A 15,587-nucleotide genomic window follows, 5' to 3' on the forward strand; every position below is an offset into this window, starting at 1 on the left:
CGGGGGACTTGTCAGCGATGCATGCCTATGCACCACAGAAGGCGCCCGGCTGGAACACCGGACACCTCGCGCGCTTCCTCCCATCCGGACTTTAACCGTCGGTCCCGGAATTTCACCGAGTCAACCGGCCGATGGCATCGGCCGGGTCGCGGACTATCACCGCCGGTTCGGACTTTCACCGACCCCGGAGCACGCTAGCTCTCTTCTGCTACCAGTTTGCCATGCCCGGAACGAGAAGCGCGACCGCCCCTCGTTATTTGACCAAGCGCTCGCTTCAGGCGGCCATGATCTCGCGCGCCCGCCGGGCGGCCGGGGCGTAGCGCACCTGGGCCGGCACCAGGCCGATCCCGGTGTGCAGGGCGCGCAGCGTCGCGGTCGCCCACAGGTCGCCCACCGGCGTGGCGGGCAGCCCGTAGAGCCGCCGTGCCCAGCGCGGCAGCGTGGCGAACGCGAGCAGGGTCAGCGCGGGCATCGCGGGCTTGAGCGGGGTCAGCAGGCGCGGCAGCGGCGCGTTGAGCGACAGGCGCAGCGGGTGGGAGGCCTCGGGGACGAAGCGCAGCCCGGGACGTTCGGCGTCGATGTAGGCGCGCAGCCCGGCCACCGAGCCCGGCACGTCGGCCGCCTTGAGCCCCACCACCTCGGCGGCCTGCCGCCACTCCGCCACGAACGTGTCGGCCTCGTCGTCGCTCAGCCGCACGCCGGCGCGGCGGGCGACCGACAGGTAGGAGTCGACCTCGCCGACGTGGACCCAGCGCAGCGCGGCGGGGTCGTCGAGGCGGAAGGTGGCGCCGGTGTCGGGATCATGCGCGCTCAGCGTGGCGTGGATCTTGCGGATGCGGCGGCCGGCCCGCTCGACCTCGGCGCGGGTGCCGTAGGTGCGCACCCGGACGAACTCCGTGGTGCGCACGAAACGCGACCAGGCTTCGTGCGGATCCATGAGCGCGGAATTCTGCAGCACGCCGCGCATCGCCCTCGGGTGCAGCCCCTGCATCAGCAGCGCCCGGATGCCGCCGACGAGCAGGATCGGCTCCCCCATCACCCGCCACGTCACCGAGCGGGGGCCGAAGATCCCATGGTCGCTCATAAGTGAGGAGTTACCCAGGTAAGGCGGGAGTCATGCGCGGCCGGCCGTGGCTCTGAGGGCGTCGATGGCCGCCACCGGGTCGGCGGCGCCGTAGACGGCGCTGCCCGCCACGAACACGTCGGCCCCGGCCTCGGCGCAGCGCTCGATGGTGCCGGCGTCGACTCCGCCGTCGACCTGCAGCCACACCTGGCCGCCGTGCCGCTCGATGAGCGCCCGCGCCCGCCGGATCTTCGGCAACACGCCGTCGAGGAACTTCTGCCCCCCGAAGCCCGGCTCCACGGTCATCAGCAGGAGCATGTCGATCTCGGGCAGCAGGTCCTCGTAGGGCTCCACCGCCGTGCCGGGGTTGAGCGCGAGCGCGGCCCTGGCGCCGAGCGAGCGGATCTCACGCAACGTGCGGATCGGGGCCCTGGCCGCCTCCGCGTGAATGGTCACGCTGCCCGCCCCCGCCTCCGCGTACTGCGGCGCCCACCGGTCGGGGTCGGCGATCATGAGGTGGCAGTCGAGCGGCGTGGCGGTCGCCTTGCGCAGCGCCTCCACCACGGGCAGCCCCAGGGTGAGGTTGGGCACGAAGTGGTAGTCCATGACGTCGACGTGCAGCCAGTCGGCGTTGGGCACGGCGGCGGCCTCGTCGGCCAGCCTGGCGAAGTCGGCGGCGAGGATGCTGGGCGAGATCTGTACGGCCATGATTTTCCAGTCTAGAGAACGACCCGGGGGCTGTCGGACGACGAGCTACGAGCGCTTGCGCAGCAGGGACAGGAACATCGCGTCGGTGCCGTGCCGGTGCGGCCAGAACTGGGCGTGCGGCCCCTCGCCCAGGCCGTCGGCCTCGGGCAGGTAGGCGCGCGCGTCGAGCTGCTCGACGTCGTCCCGGCTCCCGGCGACGTCGCCGACCACGACCCGGGTCTCGGCCAAGTGGGGTGAACAGGTCACATACGCCACGACGCCACCGGGGCGCACGGCGTCGAGGGCCGTGCCGAGCAGCCGCCGCTGGAGCCGGCCCAGCTCGGCGATGCCCGCCGGATCACGCCGCCACCGCGCCTCGGGCCGCCGGCGCAGCGCGCCCAGCCCGGTGCAAGGCGCGTCGAGCATGACCCGGTCGAACGTGCCGGGCCGCCAGGCGGGCTCGGTGCCGTCCACCGTGATCACGGACGCGTCCCTGGTGGTCTGCCAGACCAGCCGCGCCCGATGGTATTGCACGTCGGCGGCCACCAGCCGCGCCCCACCGGGGAAGGCCGAGGACCTCCCGGCCTCGTCGTCCAGGCCCGCCAGGTCGCCGTGCGTGGCGATGGCGTCGAGCAGCCCGGCCTTGCCGCCCGGGCCCGCGCACATGTCGAGCCACAGCTCCTCGCCGGCGTCGCCGTCGAGCGGCACCCGGGTCAGGGCGAGCGCCACGAGCTGGCTGGCCTCGTCCTGCACGGCGGCGCGCGTCTCGGCCACCGCCGCGATCTGGCCGGGGTCGCCTTCGCGCAGGTAGGCGGCGTACGGCGAGAAGCGCGCGGGCATGGCGCCGGCGTCCTCGAGCTCGGCCACCGAGCTGCGCCCCGGCCGGGCCACCAGCGTCACCAGGGGGCGGGCGTTGTCCGCCTCCAGCAGCTCGGTCACCTCTTCGGGGCCGCCCAGCGCGTCGCGGAAGGCCGAGACGATCCACCGGGGGTGGGCGTGGGTGACGGCGAGGTGGCCGACCGGGTCGTCGGCCGGGTCGGGCGCCACGATGGGCAGCCACTCCTCGATCGTCCTGGAGCTGATCTTGCGCAGGACCGCGTTGACGAACTTGGCGGCGCCCGCGCCGATGCGCAGGCGGACGAGGTCGACGGTGGTGCCGACCGCGGCGTGCGGCGGGACACGCATGCGCAGCAACTGGTGGGCGCCGAGCCGCAGGGCGTCGCGCACGTCGGGGTCAGGGGCCCGGTCGCTGCACATCTCGATCACGGCGTCGTAGGTGCCGAGCCCGCGCAGCGTCCCGTACGTGAGCTCGGTGGCCAGCGCGGCGTCGCGCCCGGTGATGCGGCGCTCGCGCAGCAGCCGGGGCAGCAGCAGGTTGGCGTACGCGTCACGCTCGTCGACCGCGCGCACCACGTCGAAGGCGGCGTTGCGCGGCTGGTCGCGGGCCGGTCTCCGGGGCCCGCGCGCACGGCTTCCGCCGCCCGCGCCGCCGGCCGCCTGGTCGCCCCTGGTCTTCATCACTCAAACTTTCCTGACGCCTAGGCGGACGGCGCGCACGTGCCACGCCACCGTCACTCGAAGCTCTCCTTGCCCTCGGGGCGAACCCCGCGGGCCCACGCCGCCGTCACTCGAAGCTCTCCTTGCCCTCGGGGCGAACCCCGCGGGCCCACTCCACGGCCTCCATCGACCGCTTGCCCTGCGGCTGCACCTCGCCCAGCGCCACGGCCTCGGTGGCCGTCCCGACCAGCACCTCCGTCTTCGTGGCGGCGATCTCGCCCGGCGCGAGCCGCTCGGCGGACAGGCGCACCGGCCCGAGCTTCACCCGCTGCCCCCGGAACTCGCTCCACGCCCCGGGGCCGGGGGTGCAGGCGCGGATCATCCGGTCGACGTGCCTGGCGGGCTTGGCCCAGCCGACCCTGGCGTCGGCGACGTTGATCTTGGGGGCGATGGTCACCCCGTCGCCGGGCTGCGACCGGGCCTCCAGGGCGCCGTCCTCGACGCCGTCCAGGGTGGCGGCCAGCAGCCCGGCGCCCGACACCGACAACCGCTCCAGCAGCGACCCGCTGGTGTCGGCGGGCCGGATCTCCTCGGTCACCACGCCGAAGACGGGCCCGGCGTCCAGCTCCTTGACGATCTGGAACGTCGTCGCCCCGGTGATCTCGTCGCCGTGCAGGATCGCGTGCTGCACGGGAGCCGCGCCGCGCCAGGCGGGCAGGATCGAGAAGTGCAGGTTGATCCAGCCGAGCCGGGGCACGTCGAGCGCGGACTGCGGCAGCAGGGCGCCATAGGCGACCACCGGGCAGCAGTCGGGCTCCAGGGCGCGCAGCCGGTCGAGGAAGGCCGGATCGCCCGCCTTGAGCGGGCGCAGCACCTCGATGCCGGACTCCTCCGCGAGCGCGGCCACCGGCGACGGGTGGACCTTGCGGCCCCGGCCCGACTGCGCGTCGGGACGGGTGACGACCGCCACCACGTCGTGCCGCGGCGAGTCGATCAGGGCGCGCAGCGACGGCAGCGCCGTCTCGGGTGTGCCCGCGAAGACCAGACGCATGCTCAGAGTGCCTTTCCGCCGGTCGCGTGCGGCGACATCCTGATCACAGGGGCGGACAGGCCGCTCCACTCGGCCTCGCGGACGGCCTTCATGGCCAGCTTGCGCTGTTTGGCGTCCATGCGGTCGATGAACAGGATGCCGTCGAGGTGGTCGGTCTCGTGCTGGAAGCAGCGGGCCATCAGGTCGGTGCCCTCCAGCGTGACCGGCTCGCCGTGCATGTCGAAGCCCTTGGCGACGGCGCGGATGGCGCGCGGCGTGGGGAAGGACAACCCGGGGAAGGACAGGCAGCCCTCCTCGCCCTCCTCGTCGCAGTCGGCCGACAGATCGAGGACGGGGTTGACGAGGTGGCCGAGCTGATCGTCGACGTAGTAGGTGAAGACCCGCAGCCCGACGCCGATCTGCGGAGCCGCCAGGCCCGCGCCCGGCGCGTCCATCATCGTGTCGGTGAGGTCTTTGACCAGCCTGCGGAGCTCCTTGTCGAAGTCGGCGACCGGGGCCGCCGGGGTGCGCAGCACCGGGTCTCCGAACAGCCGGATCGACTGGATCGCCAAGGGGGTCACTCCGTTTCTCAAACGTGGATCAGGCCAGTTTACAGACCTCGTCAGCTGCGGCGGGCCGCCGGACGCGGCCCGCACAGGACACGGCCCGCACAGGACGCGACGCCGGCTACCCGCGGCCGGCCACGGGAGCGGAAGACCCGGGAGCGGAAGACACGAGGGCGGAAGACACGGCGCCGGCTATCCGCGGCCGGCCACGGGGCCCGGCGTGACGTGCGCCAGCGAGCGCGCCTTCATCGCGGCCTTGCGCGCGGCCTTGACCACCGCCTGGTCGTCGTGGGCCGCGGCGAGCATGTCGAGCACGGCGATGGTGTCGGGATGGCCGACCGCCGGCATCTCGCCGACCAGCTTGATCAGGTCTTCGCCCGGCTCGGGCGTGTCGAGGCGGCCCGCGGCGGGGCCCGACAGGTGCATGAGGGCCGCCAGCGCGTCGACCGCGATCCAGGTGTGGTCGCCGGGGCTCAGCGTGGGGGCCTCAAGGTCGCGGATGTGCAGCCAGGAGGCGGCGTAGCGGCGCATCAGGGGATGGCCGAGCGCCTCTCTGACCGGCGCCTCGGCCTCCGGGCCCAGCTCTTCGAGGATGGCGCCGACCGCGCCGCGCTGGCCCGCCGTGCCGGACGCCGCGATCTCGATCAGGTCGCGGGCGGCCGACTCGGGCGCGCGGCGCTCCAGCCAGCCGGCCACGGCGCTCTGCGTGGCCGCGCCCTTCACCAGGGCCGCCACCAGCTCGGTGGCCGACAGGTCGGCGAAGACCTGCACCTCCGCCGCCGTCGGCGCGTCGTGCCCCTCACGCAGCAGGTCGCGGCGGATGGCCCAGACGCCGAGCGGGGTGAGCGCGGTGCGCCCGGCGGCGGTCTGCTCGACCAGGCCGCAGTAGGCCAGCAGCGACAGCGCCTCGAGCAGCTCGGCGGGCAGCGCGGCGGCGAGGCGGCGCATCTCGACCTGGCCGGGGGCGCAGGCGACCTCGTGGGACTGCAGGATGCCGCGGGCGAGGTTGGCGGTGGCGACGCCGGAACGCACGGAGTAGATCGTGGCGAGCATCTCGGCCAGGTGGCCGTCGACCACGGCGGAGCCCGTCAGGCCCTCGTCGGCGCGGTCGAGCACGTCCATGACGACGCCGTCCCAGAACTCCAGCGTGGCCTCGACCGTGAGCCGCATCGTCAGCGGCCCTCTGGAGACCCGCCCGCCGATGATCTGCAGCAGCCCGGTGTTGACCGCGATGATCCAGATGAGACGGAACCGGGAGGCCGGCACACCGAGCTCCGCGGCGGCGGCCACGGCGTCGGCCTCGCTCAGGTGCCCGTCCCGGGTCACCTGGCGCTCACCCGTCCAGCTCGTGAGCCGGATGGCGTCGGCGACGATCGGCACCGTGCGAACCTGCCCGGCCAGCTCGGCGTCCGGCGCCGGCAGGACCGGCGGGAAGGTCAGCGCCTCGTGCTCCACGGCGGTCTCCTCAGGGAGCCGTGGAGGCACGGCGGCCTGCTCATCGATGAGCTTGCGCAGCTCGGCGAGGTCGAAGACGTTGTTGGCCACTAAGGAAACTTACTGCACAGGAGTCACAGGAGCGTACTCAACGGATGGCTCGGGAGCGCGCTTTGAACGCCGCCTTGCGTGCCGCCTTGGCCACCGTACCGTCCGGGATGGAGCGTCCGAGCAGCTCCAGGACCTGGACGACGTCAGGGTGGTCGACCCGCCACATCTCCTCGATCAGGTGGGCGGGCGGGCCGGAGGCCGCCATGTTCTCGGCGAAGATCTCGGGGTCCTCCTCGGCCGCGGGCATGGCCAGGGCGAGCATGTCGACGCTGACCCAGAGCAGCTCCTCCTGGGTGAGCTGCGGGGCGGGCAGCCCTCTGGCGGCCAGCCAGTGGATGGCGTGCGGCCGCAGCTCCTGGTCGTCGAGGTGGTCGCGGACCTGGGGCGCGGCCTCGGCGCCGAGGCGGTCGACGATGGTGATCGCGATGCCGCGGGCCACGGCGGGCGCGCCCGAGGCGGCGTCCAGCAGCTCGGCCGCGGCCTCGCTCACCGCCCTGCCGGTGAGCCAGCGGCTGATGTCGTCCTCGGCCAGCTCGGTCGGGACTCCGTCGAGCAGGCCCTCGATGAGACCGCGCGCGTCGGTCTCGGCCAGGTCAGGGGCCTGCGGGGCGTCGAGCCCGAGCGACAGGTAGTGCTCGCGCAGCGCCCAGACGGCCAGCGGCGTGAGCTCGGCGGTGTCGCCGGCGACCACGATCAGGCCGTGCCAGGCCAGCCGGTCGAGCACGGCGGCCAGGTCGATCTCGTCGGCGTCGGCGACCTCGTCGAGATAGTCGCCGACGACGCCGACGGGCACCCGCACCTGAAGCCGGTAGAGCATGTCGAACAGGTCGTAGAGGCCCTCGTCGAGCGCCGGGTAGCCGGTGACGGCGCCGCCCGTGTCGTGGTCGACCAGGCGGGCGACGGCCTGCGCCCAGGCCTCCAGCGGCTCGTCGCCGGACGGCAGCGGCTGCTCGGCGAGCATCGGCACCGCGCCCAGCGCGGCGGTCAGCTCCTCCGGATCGGCCAGCCGGACGGCCGGCAGGGGCGTGCACCCCGGGCAGTCGCAGGGCGCCTCGCCGAGGTCGGGCACCTCGCCGGAGGGGATGGCGATCGACTGCTCCAGCGACTCGGGGCCGATGGAGCTGAACAGGCTCTTGGCCATGCCGAAGTTGGCGGTGTCGGCGAGCGCGCCGGGCAGCCGCGGCTCGATGTCGTCGAGCCGGCCGCGCATCCGCGCCGCCGTCGCCTCGTCCACCTCTCCCGTCTCGATGAGGTAGCCGACCAGGGTGCGGGCGGCGGAGACGGTCTCCGCCGCGCTCTCCGGCGGGGCGATCACCTTGCGCGGGTAGATGGAGAGCAGCAGCTCGTCGAAGGTCTCGGGGGTGAAATCACTCAGTTCGTTGACGTTGAGATAGTCGCTGGCGTAGTCGCAGAGCAGGCGGACCTCGTCCGCGTCCACTTCGACTTCCCGCGCGCGCCCCCAAGCGCGCAGGTCGTCGACGGCTTGGTTCACCCATTCGATCGACACAGGGGCACGCTAACGGCTGGCCCACGGATGAGCGAATCGGGGAAATAGGCTAAATCAGGTCGAGTGGGTCGACACTCACCCTCACCACATCTGGCGTCTTCCGTGCCGCGCGCACCCCGCTGGCCCCTTTGAGCGCGGCGGACAGTGCGGCGCCGCCGGCTCTGCGCACCCGGATCATGGCGCGTTCCTGGCCGGACTCGTCCACGGGGACGGGGCCGAGAACCTCGGCCTCCGGCGGGAGGCGCACCTCGTCGAGCATCTGCCTGACCGCGCTCGCCGTACCGGTGAGCGTCGCCATCCGCACCGCGGGCGGGAATCCCAGCTCGGCGCGCTCGCCCAGTTCGCGCTCGGCGTGCGTGACGGGATCCCAGCGCAGCAGCGCCTGTACGGAGGGCAGCGCGGCGTCCCCGAGCACCACCAGCTCGGCGGCGGGGCGGAGGAGGGCGGCGGCGTTCATCCACCGGCGTACCGTCTCCTCCGCGGCCCGCAGGTCGGCCCGGCCGAGCAGCGCCCACCCGTCGAGCAGCACGGCCGCCGCGTAGCCGCCCTCCGCCACGGGCTCGGCGCCGGGGGTCGAGACGACGAGCGCGCGGGTGTTCGGGACGGTGGCCAGCACGCCGTCGCGGCCGGACGTGCGTACCTGCACCGAGGGGAAGGCCCGGCCGAGCTCCTCCGCCGTACGTCTGGCGCCGGTGACCACGGCACGCAGCCTGGGGCTGCCGCAGGACGGGCACCTCCAGCCGGCGTCCACCCGGCCGCACCAGCGGCAGCAGGGGGCCGTGTGGCCGCCTCTGAGCGCCAGCGGGCCGTGACAGGCGCCGCCGCCGGGCGGGATCTCGTTCGTCTCGCCACCGTGCGGCGTCACGGTCGCGCGATCAGGCGGCGTCGCGGCGGTCGCGCCGCCGTGCGGCGTCGCGGTCGCGCGGGTGGGCGGCAGGACGCAGCGGGCCGGCGTGCGGCAGTGCTGGCAGGCGAGGGCGGGCAGATAGCCACGCCTGGGCACCTGTACGAGCACCGGCCCCGTCTCCAGGCCCAGGCGCAGGGCCCGCCAGGCGATGCTGGGCAGCCGGGCCTGGCGGGCCGCCTGGTCCTTGGCCAGCTCGGCGTCCTCGCCGGCGGGGTGCACCCGGGGGGCGAGACCCCTGATCGTCGTCCGGGAGGCCACGATCGGCCGGGCCCAGCGGGTGGCGACGAGCTGCGTGGCCTCGGCGGTGCGGGCGTAGCCGCCGATCAGCATGGCCGCGCCCGTCCTGTGGGCGCGCAGGCCGAGGACCTCGCGAACGTGCGGGTACGGGGCCAGGCGTTCGGCGTGCAGGTCGTCGCCGTCGTCCCAGACGGCCACCAGGCCGACGTCGGCGACGGGGGCGAACATGGCGGCCCTGGTGCCCACGACGGCCCGCACCTGGCCTCTGAGGACCTTCAGCCACCGTCTGTAGCGCTCGGCCGGGCCGAGGTCGGCGGTCAGGGCGACGTGCCTGCCCGGTCCCAGCAGCCGGGCGAGCTCGCTATCGGCCAGCGCCACGTCCTTGCCGTCGGGGACCACGATCACGGCGCCCTTTCCGCCGTCCAGCGTCGCACGCACCGCCTCGGCCACCGCCCCCGCCCATCCCCGGGCACCGGGCACCGCCGACCATACGGCTCTGGGAGCGCGCCCGTTGCGCAGGGCGTCGAGGAAGGAGGCGCCGGTGGGATAGGCGTCCCAGGCGCTTCGAACGGGCGCCGGGGCCACGGCTGACACGCCTGGGGACATCGGATGGCCGGCCGGCCCCGGGACAGCCGTCACCAGGGCGGCGGCCGGTGCCCGGGCGGTGGCCGGTGCGGCGGCTGACGCGGACGGCTCCGCATGGATCTCTGAGGCACGCGGCTTGGCGACGGCGCTTGGTGCGGACGGTTCTGCGGCGGTGCCCGGATCGGGCGACCCCGAGGGCGAACGCGTGCCGGGCATCTCTTCACCGGCGCCCGGCCCCTGCGCGGACGTGTCCGTCGCACCGTGCCCGGACCGTTCCGCCGCGACGTTCGGTTCGCCGATTTCGTGTCCCGGGGACGCGGCGGGCTCATCGGATCCGGATCGTCTCGGGGACGGGTCCGGCTCCTCGGATCCGGGCCGTGCCGGAACCGCGTCCAGCTCATCGGATCCGGATCGTGCCGGAACCGTGTCCAGCTCATCGGATCCGGATCGTCTCGCTGCGCCGACCCGTCGTTCCGGTTTGGGCGTTTCCGCCTCGGCCTTGGCGTGGCGCGGCGGGATGGCGAGGCGCAGTACGTCGTTCAGGGTGCCCGCGTACCGGTCGGCGACCGCTCTGGCGAGGCCCGCGATCTCGGGCGTGAGCACCCGCTCGGGAGACACCACGCGTTCCAGCGGCGTCAGCTTGCCGTCATGATCACTTTTTTCGACCCGCTCCAGCAGGAACCCGTCGACAAGCTTGCCGGCGAACCGCACCCGCACCCGCACTCCCGGCTCGGCCGTCTCGTGCATGGGAGCGGGCACCAGATAGTCGAACGGCCTGTCCAGATGCGGCAGCGGGCTGTCCACCACGACTCTCGCCACAGGACGCTCGGGAGCGGGGACCGGGGCCCCTTTGGTGTCCTTCGACGACGCTGGGGGCCGCACGGCGTCAAGCGGCAGGAGGGCGTCGTCGGAGTCGGTCACGCATAACGTCTACCAGACCTCATCGCCCGCAACGCCCGCCACCCACAAGGGATCACGACAGGCCATGAGCGGCTCGAACGGCGCGCGCCCGAGCCGGTGTCAGCGGCAAGCGTCGGCCGACCGATGTCCACACGGACCGGCCGGCCATCGTCTTCACCGAGCGGACGGCGACGAAGACCACTGGGGCCAGGGCGATTCACCACCGCCCTGGCGCGGTCACGTCAGAGCCCGGCGGCGGTCCGCAGAGCCTCGGCGCGGTCGGTCGACTCCCAGGAGAAGCCCTCGCGGCCGAAGTGCCCGTAAGCAGCCGTCTCCGAGTAGATCGGACGCAGCAGGTCGAGGTCACGGATGATGGCGGCCGGACGCAGGTCGAACACCTGCAGGACGGCGCTCTGGATCTGCTCCACCGACACCTTCTCGGTGTTGAAGCACTCCACGAACAGACCCACCGGCTGCGCCTTGCCGATCGCGTACGCCACCTGCACCTCGCACCGGTCGGCGAGCCCGGCGGCCACGACGTTCTTGGCGACCCAGCGCATCGCGTAGGCGGCCGAGCGGTCGACCTTGGACGGGTCCTTGCCCGAGAAGGCGCCGCCACCGTGGCGGGACATGCCGCCGTAGGTGTCAATGATGATCTTGCGACCGGTGAGGCCGGCGTCACCCATGGGGCCGCCGATCTCGAAGCGGCCGGTCGGGTTGACCAGCAGGCGGTAGCCCTCGATGTCGAGGTCGAGGCCCGCGAGCACGGGGTCGACCACGTGCTCCTTGATGTCGGGCGCCAGCATCTCCTTGAGGTCGATCTCGGCGGCGTGCTGCGTCGAGACGACCACGGTGTCGAGGCGGACGGGCGTGTCGCCGTCATACTCGATGGTGACCTGGGTCTTGCCGTCGGGGCGCAGGTAGGGAACCGTGCCGGACTTGCGCACCTCGGACAGGCGCTGGGCCAGCCGGTGGGCGAGCGTGATCGGCAGCGGCATCAGCTCGGGGGTCTCGCGGCAGGCGTAGCCGAACATGAGGCCCTGGTCGCCGGCTCCCTGACGGTCGAGCTCGTCGATGTCGCCGCCCACGCGGTGCTCGTAAGCGTCGTCGACGCCCTGGGCGATGTCGGGCGACTGCGCGCCGATGGACACCGACACGCCGCAGGAGGCGCCGTCGAAGCCCTTGTGGGAAGCGTCGTAGCCGATCTCCAGGATCTTCTCCCGGATGACGCCGGGGATGTCGACGTAGGTCTCGGTCGTGACCTCGCCTGCGACGTGAACCTGGCCGGTAGTGATCATCGTCTCGACGGCGACCCGGCTCTTGGGGTCGTCCTTGAGCATGGCGTCGAGAATCGCGTCACTGATCTGGTCGGCGATCTTGTCCGGGTGGCCCTCGGTGACCGACTCGGAGGTGAACAGGCGACGTGACAACTCAGTGGCTCCTCATGCAGCGGCTGCTGACGGATGTAAGGCCCGGGACGAATGGGCATGCCTGGGCCTCGCCGAAGTCTAGCCCTACCCGGAGCCAGGTCGCGAAACCGTCCACCATCTGGCTCCCCTCACAGGTCGGGGAGGGGATCGGGTGGCAGCGTCTCCGGCGCGAAGACCTCCGCGTCGGCGGCCGCCACCACGGCGGCGTACTCCTCGTCGAACTCGAAGACCATCGAGCCCACCTCGATGACGCCTCCAGGAAGGATCGGCCCCAGCCGGGTGTGCCGCGGAAACACCGCGACCACCGAAACCGGGCGATCACTCCTGAGCGTTCTGGTGGCCAGCACCGATAGAGAGGCGTCGGTGACCACGATCAGGAAGTTCCCCGTGCCCGCCGGTCCCGCGGAGAGCGCGGGAAAGACGTACTGAATCTCCCCTTGGTCGCCGAGCAATGTTCTACAACGATCTCGGACAGCAGAACCCACCGGCATTCCGTCCCCCTTCGCCCCAAGTATCCGCAGGCGCAGGGGGGTGTCGCAACAGGTGATCGGGTAATCGGTCTTGCACATTTTGTACGACGCGCGAGGCCCATGCCCGTTTTGCAGCAATTTGCGCGTCTTGGACGCCGCCAGACACCCCTGACCGGTTGCGGCCATCCGCCTTCCGGCAGACACGACACGCGGGAAGGCGACCGCCGGGAGGAGCGCCGCCGGAGAGCGACCGGCGGCGGGAGGGTGCTCAGGACAGGCGGTGGGCGACCAGGTCCCATACGGCGTCGGCGACGTCATCCTTGGGCCCGAGCGGCACCTCGACCGGGACACCGCCGGCCACGAGGATGGTGGCGGCGTTGTCGGGGGTGCCGAAGGCGCGGCCCTCCCCCACCTGGTTGACGACCAGGAGGTCGCATCCCTTGCGCACCAGCTTGGCCTGCCCGTTGGCGAGCACGTCGTGCGTCTCGGCCGCGAATCCGACGATCACGGCTGGGCTCACCGGCACCCCAGCGCCGGCGGCCGATCGGCGTTCGCCGAGTTCGGCGAGGATGTCGGGATTTTCCGTCAGATGGATGGGCGCAGGCTCGCCACCCGTCTTCTTGATCTTCGCGTCCTGCCGCGTCGCGGGCCGGAAGTCGGCCACGGCCGCGGCCATGACCACCACGTCGGCCGCTGCGGCCGCGTCGAGCACCGCCGCACGCAGCTCGGCCGTGGACTCCACCCGCACCACCGCGGCCCCTGCGGGATCGGGCAGCGCGACGTTGGCCGCCACGACGGTCACCTCGGCCCCCCTGGCGGCGGCCGTGCGGGCCAGCGCGTAGCCCTGCAGGCCGGTGGAGCGGTTGCCGAGGTAGCGGACCGGGTCGATCGCCTCGCGGGTGCCCCCTGCGGAGATGACGACCTTGCGGCCGGCCAGGTCCAGGGGCTTGCCCCGCAGCACGCGCAGACAGAGCTGGAAGATCTCGGCGGGGTCGGGCAGCCGCCCAGGGCCGGTGTCGGCGCCGGTGAGCCGCCCCACCGCGGGATCGATCACGACGGCGCCCCGGGAGCGCAACGTCGCGACGTTGGCGCGGGTGGCGGGGTGCTGCCACATCTCGGTGTGCATCGCGGGCGCGAACACGACCGGGCACGTGGCGGTCAGCAGCGTGTTGGTCAGCAGGTCGCCGGCCAGCCCGTGCGCGGCCTTGGCCAGCACGTCGGCCGTCGCGGGCGCCACCACGACCAGATCGGCTCGCTTGCCGATCCGCACGTGGGGCACCTCGTGAACGTCGTCCCACACCTCCGCCGAGACGGGGTTGCCCGACAGGGCGGCCCAGGTGGGCGCGCCGACGAACTTGAGGGCCTCGCGGGTCGGGACGACCCGCACCTCATGCCCCGACTCGGTGAACAGGCGCAGCAGCTCGCAAGCCTTGTACGCGGCTATGCCGCCGCTGACGCCCAGGACGACCTTCATCGAAGGGGTCAGACCGCACCTTCGATGGGCTCGGCGTTGAGCAGGCCCTCGGAGACCTCGCGCAGCGCGATGGACAGCGGCTTCTCCTGCGCGTGCGTCTCGACCAGGGGCCCGACGTATTCGAGCAGGCCCTCGCCGAGCTGGGAGTAGTAGGCGTTGATCTGGCGGGCGCGCTTGGCACCCATGATCACCAGTGAGTATTTGCTGTCGACGATGTCGAGCAGCGCGTCGATCGGCGGGTTGGTGATGCCCTCCGCGGCCGGGGTGGTGCCTGCCACGATTGTCAGACCTCTCGGTTGGTGGTTGTCGTGACCCCCTGAGGGTCAGTCATCAAGGCTATCAGCCGGTGGCACACATCATGGACGCTCGTGTTCACGAGTGTCAGGTCGAACTCGGATTCGGCCGCCATCTCGATCCGCCCGGCGGCCAGCCGGCGCGCGATGACGTCCTCGGGCTCGGTGCCGCGCCCGCGCAGCCGCTTCTCCAGCTCCTCCCACGTGGGCGGGGCCAGGAACACCAGCAGCGCCTCCGGCATGCTGCGCCGCACCTGCCTGGCGCCTTCGAGGTCGATCTCCAGCAGGGTGGGCACGCCCGCGGCGAGATTTCGCAGTACGGGCTCGCGCGGCGTGCCGTAGCGGTTGCCCGCGAACTCCGCCCATTCGAGCAGCTCGCCGGACTCGACCAGCCGGTCGAACTCCTCGCCGCCGGCGAAAAAGTAGTGGACCCCGTGGACCTCGCCGGGCCGGGGCCGCCTGGTGGTCACCGAGACCGACAGCCACACCTCAGGGTGTGCCCGCCGGAGCTCGGCGACGACCGTGGACTTGCCGACGCCTGACGGCCCTGAAAGGACCGTCAGCCGCCTCTCACCCAAGGGCAGGAAGCCGACCTCCGCTCCTGATCCGACCGCCTCATAGGCACTGACTTCGCCGGACCAAGACCTGTCGGTCACTTCCTACCCCCCGTTGAACCTGCGCTTTCGTGTGGAACAGAGATTAGCTCTCGTTGCCACCGAACTCGCGCTCGAGGGAAGCCCTCTGGTTCGCACCGAGACCCCGCACGCGGCGGGACTCGGCAATGGCAAGCCGCTCCATGAGTTGCTTGGCGCGGACCTTGCCCACGCCGGGGAGCGATTCCAACAGAGCCGACACCTTCATCTTGCCGATGACGTCGTCGGTCTGCCCATCCTTGAGCACCTCAGCCAGAGAAACCGCGCCATGCTTGAGCCGGTTCTTGACCTCGGCACGCTCTTTACGGGCTTTGGCAGCCTTCTGCAGGGCTGCGGCCCGCTGCTCAGGGGTCAGGGGAGGAAGAGCCACGCCGGGTCACCTCGAATTTCTGTCGATGTACTCGGACGGGAAGGGAAACTAGCTGGTCATTGGCCCCTAAGCAACGTCAAGAGCGGTTTCTCTCCTCACAAAATCCGCTTCATCACTCTCCGTGATCGTAAAATCACATTGTGCTGATCAAATCGCCCTCACTTCCCTCTTCGCGCGTCGGCGCGCGACGATGTCGTGAACCGCATCGAAGATCACGTTTGCGTAGCGGCCCGATGTCCGAAACCCGGCCCGCACCAGGGCCGAAACCCAGAACCGCGATGACGTGCGACCTCGCGCACCGATGCATTATGATCTTGTGAGCGAGGTCCCTGGCGAGGATCCGGCGACCCCTGTCCCGGCACCCGCGCCGGGA

14 protein-coding genes and 1 riboswitch are annotated in these 15,587 nt (G+C 72.3%); all 14 genes read right to left on the reverse strand.

Going from position 1 to position 15,587, the window contains the following annotated elements; all coding sequences use genetic code 11:
* Positions 1 to 66: 66 nt before the first annotated feature.
* Positions 67 to 197, reverse strand: a riboswitch (FMN riboswitch).
* Positions 198 to 274: 77 nt separating this feature from the next.
* The 14 genes from ACWD0F_RS08020 to mihF all read right to left on the reverse strand — a co-directional run bounded on the left by ACWD0F_RS08020 (position 275) and on the right by mihF (position 15,214).
* Positions 275 to 1,084 carry an oxygenase MpaB family protein gene (locus ACWD0F_RS08020; protein WP_449873191.1) on the reverse strand — a complete coding sequence of 270 codons (810 nt, stop codon included), beginning with the start codon at positions 1,082 to 1,084 and terminating at the stop codon, positions 275 to 277.
* Positions 1,085 to 1,114: 30 nt separating this feature from the next.
* A complete protein-coding gene (rpe, locus tag ACWD0F_RS08025; RefSeq protein ID WP_449873192.1) occupies positions 1,115 to 1,771 on the reverse strand; it encodes a ribulose-phosphate 3-epimerase in 657 nt (218 codons plus the stop codon).
* 45 nt (positions 1,772 to 1,816) lie between these two features.
* Positions 1,817 to 3,268, reverse strand: a complete 1,452-nt coding sequence (locus tag ACWD0F_RS08030) for an RsmB/NOP family class I SAM-dependent RNA methyltransferase (protein WP_449873193.1) — start codon at positions 3,266 to 3,268, stop codon at positions 1,817 to 1,819.
* A gap of 106 nt (positions 3,269 to 3,374) precedes the next feature.
* Positions 3,375 to 4,298 carry a methionyl-tRNA formyltransferase gene (gene fmt / locus ACWD0F_RS08035; RefSeq protein ID WP_449873194.1) on the reverse strand — a complete coding sequence of 308 codons (924 nt, stop codon included), beginning with the start codon at positions 4,296 to 4,298 and terminating at the stop codon, positions 3,375 to 3,377.
* A gap of 2 nt (positions 4,299 to 4,300) precedes the next feature.
* Positions 4,301 to 4,849, reverse strand: coding sequence for a peptide deformylase (gene def / locus ACWD0F_RS08040; protein ID WP_449873195.1), 549 nt, complete (start codon positions 4,847 to 4,849; stop codon positions 4,301 to 4,303).
* Between the two features lie 186 nt (positions 4,850 to 5,035).
* On the reverse strand, positions 5,036 to 6,388 hold the full coding sequence (locus ACWD0F_RS08045; RefSeq protein ID WP_449873196.1) for a hypothetical protein: 1,353 nt from the start codon (positions 6,386 to 6,388) through the stop codon (positions 5,036 to 5,038).
* 37 nt (positions 6,389 to 6,425) lie between these two features.
* The gene (locus tag ACWD0F_RS08050) at positions 6,426 to 7,895 is read right to left on the reverse strand and encodes a hypothetical protein (RefSeq protein WP_449873197.1); all 1,470 of its coding nucleotides are present in this window, start codon (positions 7,893 to 7,895) and stop codon (positions 6,426 to 6,428) included.
* A gap of 49 nt (positions 7,896 to 7,944) precedes the next feature.
* A complete protein-coding gene (locus tag ACWD0F_RS08055) occupies positions 7,945 to 10,545 on the reverse strand; it encodes a primosomal protein N' family DNA-binding protein (protein WP_449873198.1) in 2,601 nt (866 codons plus the stop codon).
* A 221-nt stretch (positions 10,546 to 10,766) separates the two neighbouring features.
* Positions 10,767 to 11,954, reverse strand: coding sequence for a methionine adenosyltransferase (metK, locus tag ACWD0F_RS08060; protein ID WP_449873199.1), 1,188 nt, complete (start codon positions 11,952 to 11,954; stop codon positions 10,767 to 10,769).
* 128 nt (positions 11,955 to 12,082) lie between these two features.
* Positions 12,083 to 12,406: a hypothetical protein gene (locus ACWD0F_RS08065; RefSeq protein WP_449873200.1), complete on the reverse strand. Its 324-nt coding sequence runs from the start codon at positions 12,404 to 12,406 to the stop codon at positions 12,083 to 12,085.
* A gap of 286 nt (positions 12,407 to 12,692) precedes the next feature.
* Positions 12,693 to 13,898, reverse strand: coding sequence for a bifunctional phosphopantothenoylcysteine decarboxylase/phosphopantothenate--cysteine ligase CoaBC (coaBC, locus tag ACWD0F_RS08070; protein WP_449873201.1), 1,206 nt, complete (start codon positions 13,896 to 13,898; stop codon positions 12,693 to 12,695).
* An 8-nt stretch (positions 13,899 to 13,906) separates the two neighbouring features.
* The gene (gene rpoZ, locus ACWD0F_RS08075; protein ID WP_043638590.1) at positions 13,907 to 14,176 is read right to left on the reverse strand and encodes a DNA-directed RNA polymerase subunit omega; all 270 of its coding nucleotides are present in this window, start codon (positions 14,174 to 14,176) and stop codon (positions 13,907 to 13,909) included.
* 5 nt (positions 14,177 to 14,181) lie between these two features.
* Positions 14,182 to 14,775 (reverse strand): guanylate kinase, encoded by a 594-nt coding sequence (gene gmk / locus ACWD0F_RS08080; RefSeq protein WP_449873570.1) that lies wholly within the window; start codon positions 14,773 to 14,775, stop codon positions 14,182 to 14,184.
* Between the two features lie 115 nt (positions 14,776 to 14,890).
* Entirely contained in the window at positions 14,891 to 15,214 is a 324-nt protein-coding gene (gene mihF / locus ACWD0F_RS08085; protein WP_214637712.1) for an integration host factor, actinobacterial type, read from the reverse strand.
* Between the last annotated feature and the right edge of the window lie 373 nt (positions 15,215 to 15,587).

Source organism: Nonomuraea sp. NPDC002799, from assembly GCF_053592075.1.